This is a genomic window from uncultured Aliivibrio sp., assembly GCF_946479765.1.
Lineage (GTDB): Bacteria > Pseudomonadota > Gammaproteobacteria > Enterobacterales > Vibrionaceae > Aliivibrio.
On sequence record NZ_CAMLHO010000013.1, the window covers coordinates 26,350 to 42,286 of the forward strand.

The 15,937-nt window shown below is 38.7% G+C and carries 13 protein-coding genes; 6 read left to right on the forward strand and 7 right to left on the reverse strand.

The window, feature by feature from the left end; all coding sequences use genetic code 11:
- Positions 1–108 precede the first annotated feature (108 nt).
- From pspC to pspA, 3 genes are read right to left on the reverse strand one after another with little or no spacing between them, the layout of a single operon-like run.
- Complete coding sequence (gene pspC / locus Q1K78_RS06980) at positions 109–495, reverse strand: envelope stress response membrane protein PspC (protein WP_012551816.1); 387 nt, start codon at positions 493–495, stop codon at positions 109–111.
- Entirely contained in the window at positions 495–719 is a 225-nt protein-coding gene (gene pspB / locus Q1K78_RS06985; protein WP_012551815.1) for an envelope stress response membrane protein PspB, read from the reverse strand. The genes pspC and pspB overlap by 1 nt, the downstream gene beginning before the upstream one ends.
- A gap of 46 nt (positions 720–765) precedes the next feature.
- The gene (gene pspA / locus Q1K78_RS06990) at positions 766–1,431 is read right to left on the reverse strand and encodes a phage shock protein PspA (RefSeq protein ID WP_012551814.1); all 666 of its coding nucleotides are present in this window, start codon (positions 1,429–1,431) and stop codon (positions 766–768) included.
- 207 nt (positions 1,432–1,638) lie between these two features.
- On the opposite strand from pspA, the gene pspF reads away from it, so the two are divergent.
- From pspF to Q1K78_RS07020, 6 genes are all read left to right on the forward strand, one after another.
- Positions 1,639–2,655, forward strand: a complete 1,017-nt coding sequence (gene pspF, locus Q1K78_RS06995) for a phage shock protein operon transcriptional activator (RefSeq protein ID WP_300176069.1) — start codon at positions 1,639–1,641, stop codon at positions 2,653–2,655.
- An 84-nt stretch (positions 2,656–2,739) separates the two neighbouring features.
- Positions 2,740–4,365, forward strand: coding sequence for an ABC transporter substrate-binding protein SapA (sapA, locus tag Q1K78_RS07000; RefSeq protein ID WP_300175930.1), 1,626 nt, complete (start codon positions 2,740–2,742; stop codon positions 4,363–4,365).
- Positions 4,365–5,327 carry an ABC transporter permease subunit gene (locus Q1K78_RS07005; RefSeq protein ID WP_300175933.1) on the forward strand — a complete coding sequence of 321 codons (963 nt, stop codon included), beginning with the start codon at positions 4,365–4,367 and terminating at the stop codon, positions 5,325–5,327. Before sapA ends, Q1K78_RS07005 begins: the two co-directional genes overlap by 1 nt.
- Positions 5,314–6,201 (forward strand): putrescine export ABC transporter permease SapC, encoded by an 888-nt coding sequence (gene sapC, locus Q1K78_RS07010; protein WP_300175936.1) that lies wholly within the window; start codon positions 5,314–5,316, stop codon positions 6,199–6,201. Before Q1K78_RS07005 ends, sapC begins: the two co-directional genes overlap by 14 nt.
- Positions 6,201–7,214, forward strand: coding sequence for an oligopeptide/dipeptide ABC transporter ATP-binding protein (locus Q1K78_RS07015; RefSeq protein ID WP_300175939.1), 1,014 nt, complete (start codon positions 6,201–6,203; stop codon positions 7,212–7,214). The genes sapC and Q1K78_RS07015 overlap by 1 nt, the downstream gene beginning before the upstream one ends.
- Positions 7,198–8,022, forward strand: coding sequence for an ATP-binding cassette domain-containing protein (locus Q1K78_RS07020; RefSeq protein ID WP_300175942.1), 825 nt, complete (start codon positions 7,198–7,200; stop codon positions 8,020–8,022). The genes Q1K78_RS07015 and Q1K78_RS07020 overlap by 17 nt, the downstream gene beginning before the upstream one ends.
- Before the next feature lie 77 nt (positions 8,023–8,099).
- On the opposite strand, the gene Q1K78_RS07025 is transcribed toward Q1K78_RS07020, so the two are convergent.
- The 4 genes from Q1K78_RS07025 to torC form a co-directional block, all read right to left on the reverse strand.
- Positions 8,100–9,839 carry an alpha-galactosidase gene (locus Q1K78_RS07025; protein ID WP_300175945.1) on the reverse strand — a complete coding sequence of 580 codons (1,740 nt, stop codon included), beginning with the start codon at positions 9,837–9,839 and terminating at the stop codon, positions 8,100–8,102.
- Between the two features lie 185 nt (positions 9,840–10,024).
- Positions 10,025–11,932: a methyl-accepting chemotaxis protein gene (locus Q1K78_RS07030; RefSeq protein WP_300175948.1), complete on the reverse strand. Its 1,908-nt coding sequence runs from the start codon at positions 11,930–11,932 to the stop codon at positions 10,025–10,027.
- A gap of 310 nt (positions 11,933–12,242) precedes the next feature.
- Positions 12,243–14,705, reverse strand: a complete 2,463-nt coding sequence (gene torA / locus Q1K78_RS07035; RefSeq protein WP_300175951.1) for a trimethylamine-N-oxide reductase TorA — start codon at positions 14,703–14,705, stop codon at positions 12,243–12,245.
- A 23-nt stretch (positions 14,706–14,728) separates the two neighbouring features.
- Positions 14,729–15,907, reverse strand: a complete 1,179-nt coding sequence (torC, locus tag Q1K78_RS07040; protein WP_300175954.1) for a pentaheme c-type cytochrome TorC — start codon at positions 15,905–15,907, stop codon at positions 14,729–14,731.
- Positions 15,908–15,937: the final 30 nt, after the last annotated feature.

Below are 15,937 nucleotides of genomic sequence, written 5' to 3' on the forward strand. Positions count from 1 at the left end.
CAAATGGAGTGTACAGAACTGATTCTGAACCCCCCATGAACAAGATAGTAATCCTATGTGTCATATCAATCTACATAAGTTATTGACTGCTCTTGTTAATTAATCCAATTATAGGTTTCGAAATTCACGGCGAACCTTGTATTCAGAAGACGTAACATAGCCTTCCATTCGACGAATTTTCTCTTCCATTCTCGCCATGTCTTTATCCACACGCTTAATTACTTCTGATGGCGATTGACCCGCTTGCCACGGTTTACTTTTAACGGTGTGCTCACGGCTTTCTTCAGCTCGGTAATACATTTCAGCCGGCGCTTTATCTAAGAATAATACCGCCGCAAAGTAGGCTAACATCACCAGAAAACCAGCACTAAATAAGGCTGCTGAGACGACTAATATACGTACTATCCAAGGTTCAATACCAAAGTACTGAGCAATGCCTGCACAGACGCCACCAATTTTTCCATTTCGAGTATCTCTATACAGTTCTTTTGACATTAGCGCTCCCTCCAACTCGGGGATTCTGCATCTAAAATTTTCTCTAACGTTTCAACACGACGCTGCATTTTATCCGCACGCTCTGTCATTGTTTTAAGTAACTGCGTGTCTTCATGCGACAGACCTTGCGCTGTTTTACCTTTGCTTCGGTAATGTAAAAACAGCCATAACGGTGCAACGAAAATAAAAAATATAACCAATGGGAAAGCAAAAAAGCCGCTCATTGTTTTCTCCTTAAGTAATTCAACTTCAATCAATACTTGTTTCTATTTATGCGTCTTTTTTCATTTGTTCTTTTAGACGCTCTAACTCTTTTTCAATTTCATCTTGCGCTTGAAGCTCTGCAAATTCTTGCTCTAACGAGTTCGCTTTGCCCATTGAGTACGTATCTGCTTTTGCATCTAGCTCATCAATGCGACGCTCATATTGCTCAAACTTTGCCATTGCTCGCTCTGTTTTACCAGAATGAGTGTGCCCTTTAATCTCATTGCGATGTTGCGCTGTTTGTTGACGGATCACTAACGCTTGTTGACGAGCACGTGTTTCTGTCAGTTTAGTCTCTAATTCGGTTAATTCTGTGGTTAACTTCTCAATGCACTCTTCAACAAGAATAAATTCTGTTTTTAAGCTTGATAATACATCCTGAACTTTCTGTTTTTCTATCAACGCCGAACGAGCCAAATCTTCACGTTGTTTAATTAACGCTAAGCTCGCCTTTTCTTGCCAATCGGTGACTTGTGCTTCAATTGATCCAATTTTACGTGTCAGTTCTTTTTTATCCGCAATAGATTTTGCTGATGCGGTACGAACTTCAACTAACGTGTCTTCCATTTCTTGAATGATCAAACGGATCATTTTTTCTGGATTTTCAGCCTTATCCAATAATGAAGTAACGTTAGCATTAACGATGTCTGCAAAGCGTGAAAAAATACCCATAATTGATTCCTTTTTAATAAATGATAACGCGACTTCGTTATCTAAATTCAGTGTTGTTAAACTTGCTATGACTATTACACAATACATGCCAACTTTTCACCTATTACAAATCAATAGGTTACAAAATATTGACCTCTCATGAAAATTAAGCAATGATTAAACTAACCATTTAATGGTCAATTTAACCAAACAATCATGAGGTCAATGATGAGAAAAGACAGTTTAATTGGTGAATCTGATGCGTTTTTATCGTCATTGGATCATGCCTCCCAACTTGCAGGCATTGACAGACCTATTTTAATTCTTGGTGAACGAGGAACGGGTAAAGAGTTAATAGCACAACGTCTTCACTTTTTATCCAAACGATGGGACGAACCCTTGATTAGTTTGAACTGCGCAGCACTCAGTTCAGGCACATTAGATTCTGAATTATTTGGTCATGATGCGGGGGCTTTTACTGGCGCAAAACAACGTCATCAAGGTCGATTTGAACGAGCCGATGGCGGTTCTCTATTTTTAGATGAACTCACAACTGCTCCATTAACGGTACAAGAGAAATTGTTGCGTGTTATTGAATACGGTGAATATGAACGTGTTGGTGGGTCTCAAACCCTCAGAACAGACGTGCGCTTGATTTGTGCAACCAACCAAAATCCACAAGAAATGGTGACAGAAAAGAAATTCAGAGCCGATTTATTAGATAGGCTCTCTTTTGATGTGATTCATTTGCCCCCTCTACGATACCGCGAGCAAGACGTACTCCTTCTTGCAGAACACTTTGCCATCAAGATGTGCCAAGAAATGAACTTGGCATACTTTGCTGGTTTTTCCCGCTACGCTCAGCATCAAATTTTAGATTATGACTGGCCGGGTAATGTTCGTGAATTAAGAAATTGCATCGAGCGCGCTGTGTTTAAGCACAATCATGAAGAAGCACAAATTGAATCGCTCCAACTTAATCCTTTTATCTCTCCTTGGGAAAATGAACAGGTGAAGACGCCCACCTCTACTATACTCAATACTCAAGAGGAACAAACTCAAACCGTAATATTGCCTTTGAATTTGAAACAGTTTCAAATTGAACAAGAAAGAAATCTATTAGAGCAAGCATTACTTGAAACACAGCATCATCAACGAAAAGCGGCTGAAAAATTAGGCATAACCTATCATCAATTTCGAGGATTATTAAAAAAGCATCAAATCTTAGACACAAACAAAGGATAATCTTAGATATTTAAGTGCAGAACCAGTCACTTGGGTATAAAATGACAGGTTCATTAATCAAAATTGATAAAAGCTGCGGTCATTATGAAGATTATTACGCGCATACTCATTGCTGCCACGGGATTATTTAATCTTACTGGTTGCTATGATGCGGGGATCAAACAGACTATTCAGGAAACAGGATTCATCTACTGTGAATCAGGAAGTGTGGAATTTTTTAACCCACAGATTTCTGATGAAAACAGTATTCTTGAAGCCATTAGTGCTCAAATTTATGACCGCTTATTAATTATTGACCCAATCTCACAATTGCCTTCACCTAATTTAGCCAAATCTTGGGAAGTAGATAAGACAGGTATGGTTTATACCTTCACATTACAACCAGATGTCGATTTTCAATCAACTGAACTCTTTACTCCGACAAGAGCAATGAACGCCAATGATGTTGTGTTCAGTTTCGATCGTGTTATCAATCCAGAGAATCCTTATCATACGGTAAATACAGGTCACTACCCTTGGTTTGATAGTATAAATTTTTCTCGCATGGTCAAATCAATTAAGGCGATTGATAACAACACCGTTCAATTTGTATTATCTTCACCTGATAATACCTTCTTATCTGCCCTTTCTACCTCATACGCGGTTATCCATTCATTAGAATATTCTCAAAAGCTCGTTTCTATTGATGAAAAAGAATTAATCGACATTAAACCTGTTGGCACAGGACCATTCAAACTTGATCAATTTCAAAAAAGTGAATTGGTTCGCTTAAAACGGCATGATAACTATTGGCAAGGTCCGGTAAAAATGTCGCAAGTAGTTTTTGATATATCGAACGGTGGAACAGGATCTCTTGCTAAATTATTACGTCAAGAATGTGATGTCGTTGTTAACCCAATTTCAAGCCAACTACCTATTATTATAGAGAATGATAATCTCACGCTGTACTCACAAACGGCAACCAACGTTGCTTTTATTGCTGTAAACACTCAAAAACCTGAATTACAGGACCAACGTATTCGTAAAGCTCTCAGTTTTTCGATTGATCGCTCAAGTTTAATTAATTCTGTTTACTATAATTCTGGTATCGAAGCCAAATCAATTTTACCACCAGCCTCTTGGGCTTATGGTGATGACAGCTCATTTATTCGTTATGATTTGAATTATGCTAAGGGTTTATTACGAGAAGCAGGAGTTAAAGCACCATTAGAACTAACCATGTGGGTTCCTTTAGATAATAACTCTTACAACCCAAGTCCTAAAAAATCAGCAGAGATAATACAGAGTGATTTTTCAAAAATAGGCGTCAATCTAACCCTGATTACCAGTGACTTATTAAGCCGTAATGAATTAGAAAATAATGACATTGATTTAGTCCTTACAGGTTGGAATGCCAACAGTTCAGACCCCGATTCTATACTCAGACCCCTACTCTCTTGTAACGCAAAACAAGCAGGGTTTGGTGTTGCTAACTGGTGTAATGAAGAGTTTGATTTACTATTGGATCTAGCAAAAGAAACGAGCCAACCGCGCTATCGTATGAACTTATATCGCCAAATTCAAAATCTTCTGAGTGAAGAATTACCGGTTATCCCACTCGCTCATGGGGTAAAATACCAAGCAAATCAATCATCATTGCAAGGATTTATATTAAGCCCATTTAATACTTACCCTTTCAACAATGTTACGAGAATTAAGGAGGACAAATAATGTGGATATATACGATTCGACGTTTTAACCTATTCATTATTACACTATTGATCCTTACTTTGATCGGTTTTAGTATTTTACGTCTTGATGATAATTCCGTTTGGTCTCAGACCTCTTTTATCTCAGGTTGGTTCACCTATTTAGGTCAATTAGCGAACGGTAATTTAGGAATGAATCAATATGGAGTAAACATGCTTGATGAAATTCTGCGTGTTTTTCCTGCCACGATAGAGCTTTGCTTCTTTGCATTCTTTATCGCCTTAATCATTGGGACTCCACTCGGCACTATTGCAGGTATGCGTCAAGGTAAGCCTACCGATACCATCGTATCTTCAATTGCATTACTCGGTTATTCAATGCCACTCTTTTGGATTGCATTAATCTTACTGATGTTTTTCAGTTTAAAATTAGGCATAACACCAGTCTCTGGTCGTTATAGTTTATTGTATGAATTTGATGCAAAAACAGGATTTGTATTCATCGACGTATTGGCTTCTAAATCGCCATATCGTGCTGAAATGCTAGAGAATATTATCCAACACCTTGTTTTGCCTACTTTGGTTCTATCCATTGCCCCAATGACTGAAGTTATTCGTTTAATGCGATCGTCAGTTGCAACCGTAATCACTCAAAACTACATTAAAGTTGCCCACACGAAAGGATTATCAAAATTTGAGATCATGGTGAAACATATTATTCGTAATGCCTTACCACCCATTATTCCTAAATTAGGTATTCAACTCTCCGGTTTATTTACAGCAGCAATCGTCACTGAATCCATTTTTAATTGGCCGGGTGTCGGACGTTGGCTACTGGATGCCATCATTAATCAAGATTTTGTTGCAATACAAGCTGGCGTAATTACGGTGGCTTCATTTATTCTATTGGCTAATATTTTGTCGGATTTATTAGGTGCTGCTGTAAACCCGTTAGTAAGGAAAGAATTCTATGCTCTCAAATAGTGTTTACCAAGAAGAACATATTCCGACTCAAATGGAGCGTTTCTGGCTGAGTTACCGTGCTAATTCGCTAGCCATGTTCGGTTTTTGGTGTTTGTTACTCATTATTATTATTACGATAGCCTCTCCATGGTTAAGCCCATACGAACCACAATGGCAATCAGAAAATCTATTAATGCCGCCTTCTTGGAACTCTGAAGGCGACGTTGCCTTTTTCTTAGGTACTGATGACTTAGGGCGAGATATCCTATCTCGACTTCTTATTGGCTCACAACTTACCTTTGGCTACGCCGTCGTGGTTGCTCTATTCTCTGGTATTGTGGGTTGTACTATCGGTATTTTTGCCGGTATGACGAAGGGATTACTATCAAGTATCTTAAATCACCTGTTAGATACGATCTTATCCATTCCCTCATTATTACTGGCTATTATCTTTGTTGCGTTTTTAGGCTTTGGTGAATTCAATATCTTATTAGCGATTTGGCTCGCTCTTATCCCTCGTTTTATTCGAGCAGTTTATACTGCGGTTCATAATGAAGTTGAAAAAGACTACATTCTTGCTGCTCGTCTAGATGGTGCTAATGATTTCTATCTATTATGGAACTCGGTGCTACCCAATATCCTAGCTATTATTGTGGCTGAAATGACGTTAGCTATCTCTGTCGCTATTTTAGATATTACTGCATTAGGTTTTCTTGGGTTAGGCGCACAGGCACCAAGCTCTGAGTGGGGGGCAATTTTAGGTGACTCAATAGAGTTAATATACATTGCACCTTGGACAGTAACACTGCCAGGTATCGTCATTACTTTTACAGTTATTATCATTAACTTAGTGGGTGATGGAATTCAGCGCGCATTAAATGCGGGGACAGAATAATGCCATTATTAGATATTCGCCATTTAACCATTGAGCTAGAAACGCCTCAGGGAATGGTAAAAGCGGTAGACCGCATGAGCTTAACTCTGAATGAAGGTGAAATTCGAGGTCTGGTAGGTGAATCAGGTTCAGGTAAATCTTTAGTAGCAAAAGCTATTTTAGGGATCACCAAAGATAACTGGAAGATAAGCGCAGACAGAATGCGCTTAGGTAATATCGACTTACTTGCTTTGTCTCCAAAAGAGCGACGTCGTGTTATTGGCCGTGAAATGGCAATGATCTTCCAAGAACCATCAACTTGTCTCGACCCTTCTGAGCAAGTCGGTAACCAACTAAAAGAAGCTATCCCATCAAAATACTTTACTGGTAATTGGTGGCAACGTTGGAACTGGCGTACTAAAGGCGCGATCGCACTGCTGCATAAAGTCGGCATTAAAGATCATAAACACATCATGAAATGCTACCCCTATGAGCTTACAGATGGTGAATGTCAAAAAGTAATGATCGCAATGGCGATTGCCAATAAACCACGTATTTTGATCGCTGATGAACCAACAGATGAGTTGGATGCGGTGACACAATCACAAATATTCCGTTTATTGAGCCGTATGAATCAAGTTAACAACACGACGATTTTGTTAATTAGCCATGATTTAATTACCTTAACTCAATGGGTAGATAGAATTACTGTTATGTACTGCGGACAATCGGTCGAATCTGCTAGTCGTAAAGAGATCCTTGAGGCACCAAAGCATCCCTATACCAACGCGTTATTACGTGCGATGCCTGATTTTAGCAAGGATGGGATCCCTCATAAAGCCAAACTAGAGTCTTTGCCCGGAACTATTCCTCCATTACAGCATTTACCTATTGGTTGTCGTCTAGGGCCTCGGTGCCCTTACGCCCAACGTAAATGTGTTCAAGTTCCTGAAGGCCGAAAAGTGAAAGACCATAAATTTAGCTGCCATTTCCCATTAAATTTTGAGGAGAAGAAAAATGACTGCGCTTCTTGAAGTTATTGATCTTAAAAAAGACTACGTATTCCGTACAGGCCTGTTTCGTAAGCAAATTAAAGAGGCAGTAAAGCCTGTTAGTTTTTCTTTAGAAGCCGGACAAACTCTTGGGTTTATTGGTGCTAATGGTTCAGGAAAGTCTACATTGGCACGCATGTTAGCAGGCGTTGTTGAGCCAACCTCTGGCATCATAAAAGTAAATGGGGAAGTTCTCGATTACAAAGATTTTAAAACACGTTGTAAACTGATCCGTATGATTTTTCAGGATCCTAACTCTTCATTGAATCCTCGAATTCAAATCGGACGAACCTTAGAAGGTCCATTAAAGCGTAATACCAGCATGTCTCAAGATGCACGAGAACGACGAGTAAAAGATACTCTCCAACGTGTAGGTTTATTACCGGAACATGCTTACTTCTACCCTCAAATGCTAGCAACAGGACAAAAACAACGTGTCAGTTTGGCAAGAGCATTAATATTGCAACCTTCTATCATTGTGGCAGATGAAGCCTTGAATGGCTTAGATATGGCTATGCGCTCTCAGATCATTAACTTGTTCTTAGAACTTCAACAAGAAATGGCTATCTCATTCATTTACGTATCTCAGCACATTGGGGTGGTAAAGCATATTACCGATAAAGTAATGGTGATGCATGAAGGAGAAGTAGTAGAAAAAGGAATAACTCAAGAAATTTTTGCGAATCCTCAACACTCTATTACACAGCGTTTACTAGCAAGTCATTTTGATGCACCAACGCATGATAGAAAACAACGAATCAGTGCAGCAACACCTAAAATTGAGTGTTAATCGCTTTTAAACATAGATAAATATTGTCCGATCTCTATCTCTTTATTAATAGACAAGAGATAGAGAGAAGATGATTATTAGATTGAAACCAAAATAGCTCGACTACTTAATCTACCCTCTAATGTAAGCAATAACATTTGCATTGGCTCTTCGTTTAGCTGCTCACCACTCCAAAAATCACGCCAGATTGACGGTTGATCAGCCACTAATGTGTGCTCCATCGGTTCATCTTCATAATTAAAGATACAATGAAGTTCATGCTGATGATTTAATCGTAAAGTACAGTGACGGTTAGATAATGACTTAAATTGCGCAGAGTCCTGTGTTAATCGAAGACGAGAAAGTAAATTCTTCCATGTTTTTTTAGCGAAGCTATTTAATTCAGACAATGGATCACCCGATAGTGCTAATCCACCAGAAGCCAAAATTACATTACGATGAAATTCATAATATTTTCTTTCCGTACCCTGATTAGGCAAAGACGTTAACGTTAAGCAATCTGGATCTATTTGCCATAATTTACGATGTTGCCAACTGCGATAGAACGTCTCTTGAGCAATTTGTTCAAATCGTTCAGGGTTTCGTTCAACATCATCAGAGATTCGCATTGCATCTACAAGACCAAGAGATGGCCACATCGGTGCGTTGCAACCAAGAATGAGAGCGTCTCCAGAACCATTAATGATAGCTTGCATGCCTAAACGATAGGCTTCAACACCGGTAATTCCAGATTGAACTCGAGTACCTTTTAAAGCTCCCCAATAATTAGCATCTAACTTAAAAAGCTCAACTCCCCACTCTTCTCTCATAGTGCGGATCACTTCCGTTAAATGGATTTGAACCGCTTGTTTTGAAGTATCAAGAATATACCAAGGAGTACAACGCCAGCCACCATAGGTAATGTCCTCAGCTTTTAATAGATCACCATTGTCATTACGAACAAACCAATCAGGGTGATTTTTAAATAACTCTGATTCTGGCTGAGCAATAAACGGTGCAATCCAAATTGCTGGTTTTTTCCCTTTTTCTTTAATTGCACGAAGTAAACTTTCAATACCATTAGGAAATTTATCTGACGGTGTTAACCAATCACCCATGAACGCTTGATAGCCATCATCAAGCAATACCCATTCAAGCTCTTTTTGTTCATCACACATAACATCGACATTATCTAATACATTTTGCTCTGTCACATCAGAATAATAGGCATACCATGAGCACCAACCTACCGGTGCATCTTGTTTTACCCCTGCTCTAATTGGATGATTTTGCTGTATTTTTGCGGCATAAAGCTCATAAATTTCAGTCAGTGAATTCGCTTTAATAACGGTTAACGCTTCCATTTGATTGTTGGCCCAGTCCTTTGGATGTGTATGCTCGCCATCCAAAAATGCCATTACATTCATTTCACCTTGGTATTGATGGATCTCGAAATATCCAGAAAAACGGTGACAAGAAGTAAAACCAAATAAGATAAAGCCATCTGATTGCTCAATGACTAAATAGTTATAAAATCGTTTTTTTGCATTCTCTGAATACAGACGATAACTGGCACTATTATCTGGACAGCGACCTAAGTCTTTTGGTGTATCAACCTGACCCGTAGTTTGAGCCAGCATTTGAAAGCCATCACCTAAAATTTTAGCATCGTGTTCTAACTGTGTGGGAAATTGTAAGATAAGATAGTGATCATTAATTAGAGAATTATGAATACCAGCAAAACGCATGGTAATTTGATCATATTCTAACTCATAGACTAAATCAGTTTGAACAGGAATGGTTTCCTGTCCACATAATAAAAATAATGGGTTCATCATGCGCTTCCTATTGCTGGTTTTTGTACAAAATGAATCAGCTAACTATGTAATTTACATAGAATACTACGATTCAAGATACAAGCAACAATAACAGATGAAGGACGAGTGTTCAGGGAGGGATTAATACATTAAAAATACCAAGTCAGTTATCATTGATACTGACCTGGTATACTAAATTACTCTACTTATACTTTAAAGAACAATAATTGTTCTCTTTGATTTTCAGAAAGTTCAGATAAATGTTGGCTTGCCTGAGTTGACTCTCTAATGCCTTCGACATTCTGATTAATACTCTCAGTAATCACATTTACGTTTTCACTGATAGATTCAATCGCTCTACTTTGCTCGTTAGCAGCGGTTGCCATTTCTGAGTTTGTTTGAGAAATACTTTCAATCGAATCAGAAATATTTAACAGTTGGTTATTAGTATCAAGGCTCATCTGTGCAGTTTGATTAATCATCTCTATCGACTGATTAACAGAATCAACTACATTTAATGATTTCTGTTGTAGCTCATTAATAATATTTTGAATATTCTGTGTCGATTGCTGAGTCTTAGCCGCAAGAACACGCACTTCATCTGCAACAACAGCAAAACCTCTACCACTTTCACCAGCACGTGCTGCTTCAATGGCTGCATTAAGCGCTAATAAGTTAGTCTGCTCTGAAATAGAATCAATAACAGTGATCACTTCACTAATACGGTCGGTTTGATCTTTAAGGATCATCACTTCGCTTGATGTAGCATCCATTTGAATCGCAAGATTTTGACTTAATTTAACCCCTTCAGAAGCAGATTTCGCCCCATCACGACTCATTCCAAGCACTTCTCTTGCTTTCATGTCTGCTTGATTCGCTGATGCATCGACTTGGTTTGCTGAAGCAGCCAATTCAGTGATTGCCGTCGCAATTAAATCTACTTGAGATTTTTGATCTGAAGAATTCACTTCACTTTGCACCATAATTGCGGCCAATTCTGTCGAAGAAGAAGACACTTCTTCACCTACATTACGCAAATTTCTGATCATTTCTTGTAGACGAATAACGGTACTGTCTGTATTTTTACATAACTCACCAATTTCATTGTCGCTTAATTGGTTATTCAATGAATCTAAACGACCATTGGAAATGTCAGACATTTGCTCTTGAAGGATCAAAATTGGTCTGGTGACTATTCTAGCAATAAATATACCAATAAATAATGAAATAATCATGGTAATAAAAATAGCCGTTAATAGTAATGTTTGACTTTCTGCTATGAATCTCATGTTCTGTTCTGAGATTTTCATGTTAATTTCTGTTAAACGTACTTTTTCATCATTTAATTCTTGGTAAACAAGGTTACCAAGATCAATTAATGCCTTCTTATTTTTGTTGATATTTTCAGTCGCATTCCATAGAACTAAATTCATATTTGACTGTATTTTAAATGCTGAAAGTAAAATATCTTTTGCTTTCTTATGACCTAATGGGGCAATAAGTTTATCTAATGATTCAAAATCTCGCTTAACAATATCAATTCTCGGTGTTTTACTTACCGATGTATATAAATCATCATTGAACAAAGACGTCATCTGAATTTCAATACTACCAGCCTTATTGTACATTTCAGCAACTACTTCACCCCAATATTGCTTTGATGCCTCATCTTCTGATGAGAAGATCAATTGACTCGCTTGCTGAATTGGTTTTGTCAAATATAATGAGTTCCCCCATTCATTTATTTTTTTATCGTGAAATATAGAAATATCTTCTGCATACTTTTTATAGGTATCTAACTGCAAGAGCAATAAATCCGTTTCAGATTGGAGTTGTTCTGGTGTTTTAACTACTGCATTCATGCGTTGTAGCAATCGTTGTTGTTCTACCATGCCATTAAAATTAGCATCCAACTCGGAGGTAATACCTGCAAAATTAATCGATTTTAATAGATCATAATTATTAAAACCCGCAGATACGCTTAATCGTAAATAAAGTAGACGAGATTCAGCGACAGATATATTGTGTAATTGAATACTTCTATAGTCTGAAATTTGTACATTTTTATTAGTCGATTCTAATTTAGAATTAACAAGTAGAATAGCAATCATCATGACAATAATAGTTACTACTACTGGAACTAAAATCTGATATTTTGTTTTTAAATTTATAAGTAAAAATTTTGCAGCATTCTTGTACCTACCTAAAAGGTTTATCAAAACAATTTTTTGGCGAGAATAATACAGTTTTAAGTTTTCTCATAGAAAAATAAAAATAATTTCAATAAAAATTTATCTTTTTAAAAATAACCCAATATCGATCAATATGTTTATTAAGTTTAATATAAGAATATATACATAATATGAAAAAAAAGCACCTATAGTATAGGTGCTTTTTTTGTTTAATACTTGTTACTTTATTGTCTTACTCAACAATAATTGGACCGCCAAATGAAGTGACTGGTGGAACTTTACCTGTAAACTTCTCAAAATCAACCAAACATGTATTTGCTGATGTTGCTTGAGCTAGCTCTGACGATGGAATATCTTGCGTTAGTGTATTTGGATCGCCGTATGTACAGATTGCGCCCACTTTTTCATTCAATGGACCGTACCATGCACCTTCTTCGATACGAATAACACCACTTGGGTAGCTATCAGTAAGAACAGCACCAGCAAGGAGCTGACCACGGTCATTGAATACTCGAACTAAATCACCATCTTTAATGCCTTTTTCTTTAGCATCTTGAGGGTTAATATATACAGGCTCACGACCTTGAACAGCGTAAGTTGCACGGAGCGCTTCAGATTCACACATTTGTGAATGCAGACGCTTATCAGGGTGACAAGACTGCATCCAGAATGGGTGTTTCTTAGAGCCAGGACCACCGTGTGAACGTTCCGATTTCTCGAACCACATTGGGTGACCTTGACATTCTTCGTAGCCAAAACGTGCAATTTTACGGCTTGTGATTTCAATAAAACCAGAAGGCGTACCTAATGCATTAACTTCAGGATCTTTACGGAAGTCAGCGTGACGAACCCATGGTTTACCTTCACCGAAGTCTAGAACGCCTTTTTCCCAGAATACATCAAACTCAGGCATTTCAAATTTGCCTTCGTTTGCTGTGCGACATTCTGCATATAATGAGCGAACCCACTCCATCTCATCCATACCACGAGTATATTCTTTATTACGACCAAAGCGGCGAGTCAGCTCAGTCATGATCTCAAAATCAGATCTTGATTGGTATAGAGGATCAACAAGCTTATGCATTGCAATTAAGCCACGAGCAGAGTATGAACCGTATTGGTCAATATCGTTACGTTCCCATTGCGTACATGCTGGAAGTACGATGTCAGAGAAACGACACGTTGCAGTCCAAGCAAAATCAATCGTTACAACCGTTTGAAGTTTTTGGAACGCTTGCTTCATACGGTTACGGTCTTGGTGGTGATGCCAAGGGTTGTTACCAGAAATAACCATCATTTTAAAATCAGGCAGTACAACTTTAGATCCGTTATAACGGATCTCTTTACCTGGTTCTAATAAACAGTCGATCCAACGCGCTACAGGAATAGTATTGCTGTAACCATTGAAGTCGTTGTTATTCCACTTAGGCTCATGACCTTGGTCCACGTTGCGTGGGAAACCACCAGGACCAGCGAAACCAGTTGAAGGTACACCAACACTTGAATAGTGGTGACTGTAAGATACACCGCCGCCAGCAAGACCGATTTGGCCAGTCATTGCAGATAGCACCGTGCCCATCCAGTATGGCTGCTCACCGTGTTGTTGACGTTGGATACACCAACCAAATAGGATCTGCGTACGACCAGTAGACATCATCTTCGCGAAATCACGAATTTGCTCAGGAGATACGCCACAGATCTCAGCAGCCCACTCAGGAGTTTTCACTACTTTGTCTTTTGTCTCACCAAGAACATACTGCATAAACTCATCAAAACCTAGGCAGTAAGTATCGATGAACGCTTTGTCGTACAAGTTCTCAGTATACAAAGTGTAAGCCACAGCCAACATGAACGCCACATCAGTTTGTGGATTCAAGTACATGTGGTCATTTTGTAAGAAACGTTGTGTTTTGTTTTTAACTGGGTCAACAGAAAGCACATTTACTTTACCCGCAGCCACTTTTTCTTTTAGTTGCTCAAGGTATGCGTAAGATTCATGAGTTTCACAGTTCCAACCTACTTGTAGGTTTTTAACTGGATCCGTTGCCCATAAAATAATGTTATCTGAATGCTCGATGATCTCAGACCAAGAAGTACCTTGTGCATATACTTCTGTTGAACCAAGAACGTAAGGCATGATCGTTTGGCCAGCACCCGTAGAGTAGTCACCTACTTTCTTGATGAAGTTACCATGCATACCAACCGCACGTTGCATATGTGCTGTACAGTTATGGAAAGAACCTGTTTGGTTCCAACCAGTTTGACCTGCATGCAATGCCCATGGACCATAATCTTTTTGAACTCGCTCAAGTTCACGGTAGAATAAATCTAACGCTTCATCCCAAGTTACACGAACAAAACGGTTGTTACCACGAGTCTCTGTTGAGTACTTATGTTTTTTCAACCAATCCAGACGAACCATTGGGTAACGCACACGGCTTGGGCTGTAAATAATACCCTTGATACCATTCAACATTTCTGTTGGATGCTTATCCATTTCTAATGCTGTAATTTCTTGTACTTTGCCACCATAGATGTGCGCACGGAACGCACCCCAATGTGAACCAGACGTACGCCATGTACCCGTAGTTTCCGCGGCAGTGGCTTTTGAAGACATTAATAGGCTTGGACCCACTAGAGATACTGCACTTGTTGTTGCAACACCTTTTAGAAAACTTCTTCTGCTAATAGACATAATGCTATCTACTCCATTAATTCTTAGTGTTTTTCGTCAGAAAAATCTGAAGAGTGTTTTTGTAGGTATTTCAATACAAGTGACTTGCTGTCTGTATCGAAGTTAACGAATGCCATCATACCGTCAAACATACCAGGCCATGTATTTGAATCGAAGTGACCTTCAGCTGGTTGAGTATGACATACAGAACAGTTTGTTTTGTATGACTCTTCAGCTTTCTGCCAAACCGTTGTGTAGTCAGGTAAGAAATCTTCTTTCTTCATCCATAGACTCACAGTTACACGCTGCCAAGGTAGACCCGTTAGCTCATCTTCTTTCGTTTCAAATTTCTGAACAACTTCATCGTTCTGAGCGGCATCTTTAAGTAAAGCACCAACCGCAATGTTCATACCAAAATCTTCTTGGATAACACGACCGAAGCCTTTAACTTTACGCCAACCTTCAATCGCAACTTTCATTGCATCGCCTTTCTCTTCAAGCACAGTGACTTGAGAGGCAGGATTTAATAGGCCCGCTTCAACAGTTAGTTTCTCATCTTCATACATTGGAAGGTGACGAACAGATACGTAAGTTTGACCATCTTCATATTTTGTGTTGCTTGCAAGTTGAGTCAGTTCACTCACCATGCCGCCAGAGCTATCCATGTTTGCAGGAAGGCTATGAGCAATACCTTTATGACAATCTACACAACTTTGATCACGTTCTTTTGCGCCTTGCATTTGAATACGTGCTGTAGGTTGCATTTTAGAGAAATCCATACCGTCATAGTCATGACAGTTACGACATTCAAGAGATTTGTTAGCGCTAAAACGGTCCCATTCGTGCTGGGCTAAAACGATACGACGCTCTTCAAATTTCTCAGGCGTATCGATAAAACCGAATACGTGAGCGAATACTTCTTTACTTGCTTGCATCTTACGAGCAATTTTAGAAGTCCATTCATGTGGAACATGACAATCAGGACAGGTAGCACGAACACCTGAACGGTTTTTATCGTGAATAGTACCTGCATATTCAGGTTGAATATTATCTGCGTGACAACTAATACAAAACTCTTCTGTATTAGTAGCTTCTAACGCAACGTTAAAGCCACCCCAGAAAATAACACCGGCAATGAAACCACCAAGGGTTAAAACACCCAAGCTGATATGTACACTCGGACGAGCAAAAACCGCCCAAGCTCTTTTAAGTAATGACATCATAATTGCTTCTCTTTTATCTAATTCTAATTT

Coding starts and splice junctions, on each gene's coding strand:
- pspC (WP_012551816.1), bottom strand. CDS start 495: ATGTCAAAAGAACTGTATAGAGATACTCGAAATGGAAAAATTGGTGGC.
- pspB (WP_012551815.1), bottom strand. CDS start 719: ATGAGCGGCTTTTTTGCTTTCCCATTGGTTATATTTTTTATTTTCGTT.
- pspA (WP_012551814.1), bottom strand. CDS start 1,431: ATGGGTATTTTTTCACGCTTTGCAGACATCGTTAATGCTAACGTTACT.
- pspF (WP_300176069.1), top strand. CDS start 1,639: ATGAGAAAAGACAGTTTAATTGGTGAATCTGATGCGTTTTTATCGTCA.
- sapA (WP_300175930.1), top strand. CDS start 2,740: ATGAAGATTATTACGCGCATACTCATTGCTGCCACGGGATTATTTAAT.
- Q1K78_RS07005 (WP_300175933.1), top strand. CDS start 4,365: ATGTGGATATATACGATTCGACGTTTTAACCTATTCATTATTACACTA.
- sapC (WP_300175936.1), top strand. CDS start 5,314: ATGCTCTCAAATAGTGTTTACCAAGAAGAACATATTCCGACTCAAATG.
- Q1K78_RS07015 (WP_300175939.1), top strand. CDS start 6,201: ATGCCATTATTAGATATTCGCCATTTAACCATTGAGCTAGAAACGCCT.
- Q1K78_RS07020 (WP_300175942.1), top strand. CDS start 7,198: ATGACTGCGCTTCTTGAAGTTATTGATCTTAAAAAAGACTACGTATTC.
- Q1K78_RS07025 (WP_300175945.1), bottom strand. CDS start 9,839: ATGATGAACCCATTATTTTTATTATGTGGACAGGAAACCATTCCTGTT.
- Q1K78_RS07030 (WP_300175948.1), bottom strand. CDS start 11,932: ATGATGATTGCTATTCTACTTGTTAATTCTAAATTAGAATCGACTAAT.
- torA (WP_300175951.1), bottom strand. CDS start 14,705: ATGTCTATTAGCAGAAGAAGTTTTCTAAAAGGTGTTGCAACAACAAGT.
- torC (WP_300175954.1), bottom strand. CDS start 15,907: ATGATGTCATTACTTAAAAGAGCTTGGGCGGTTTTTGCTCGTCCGAGT.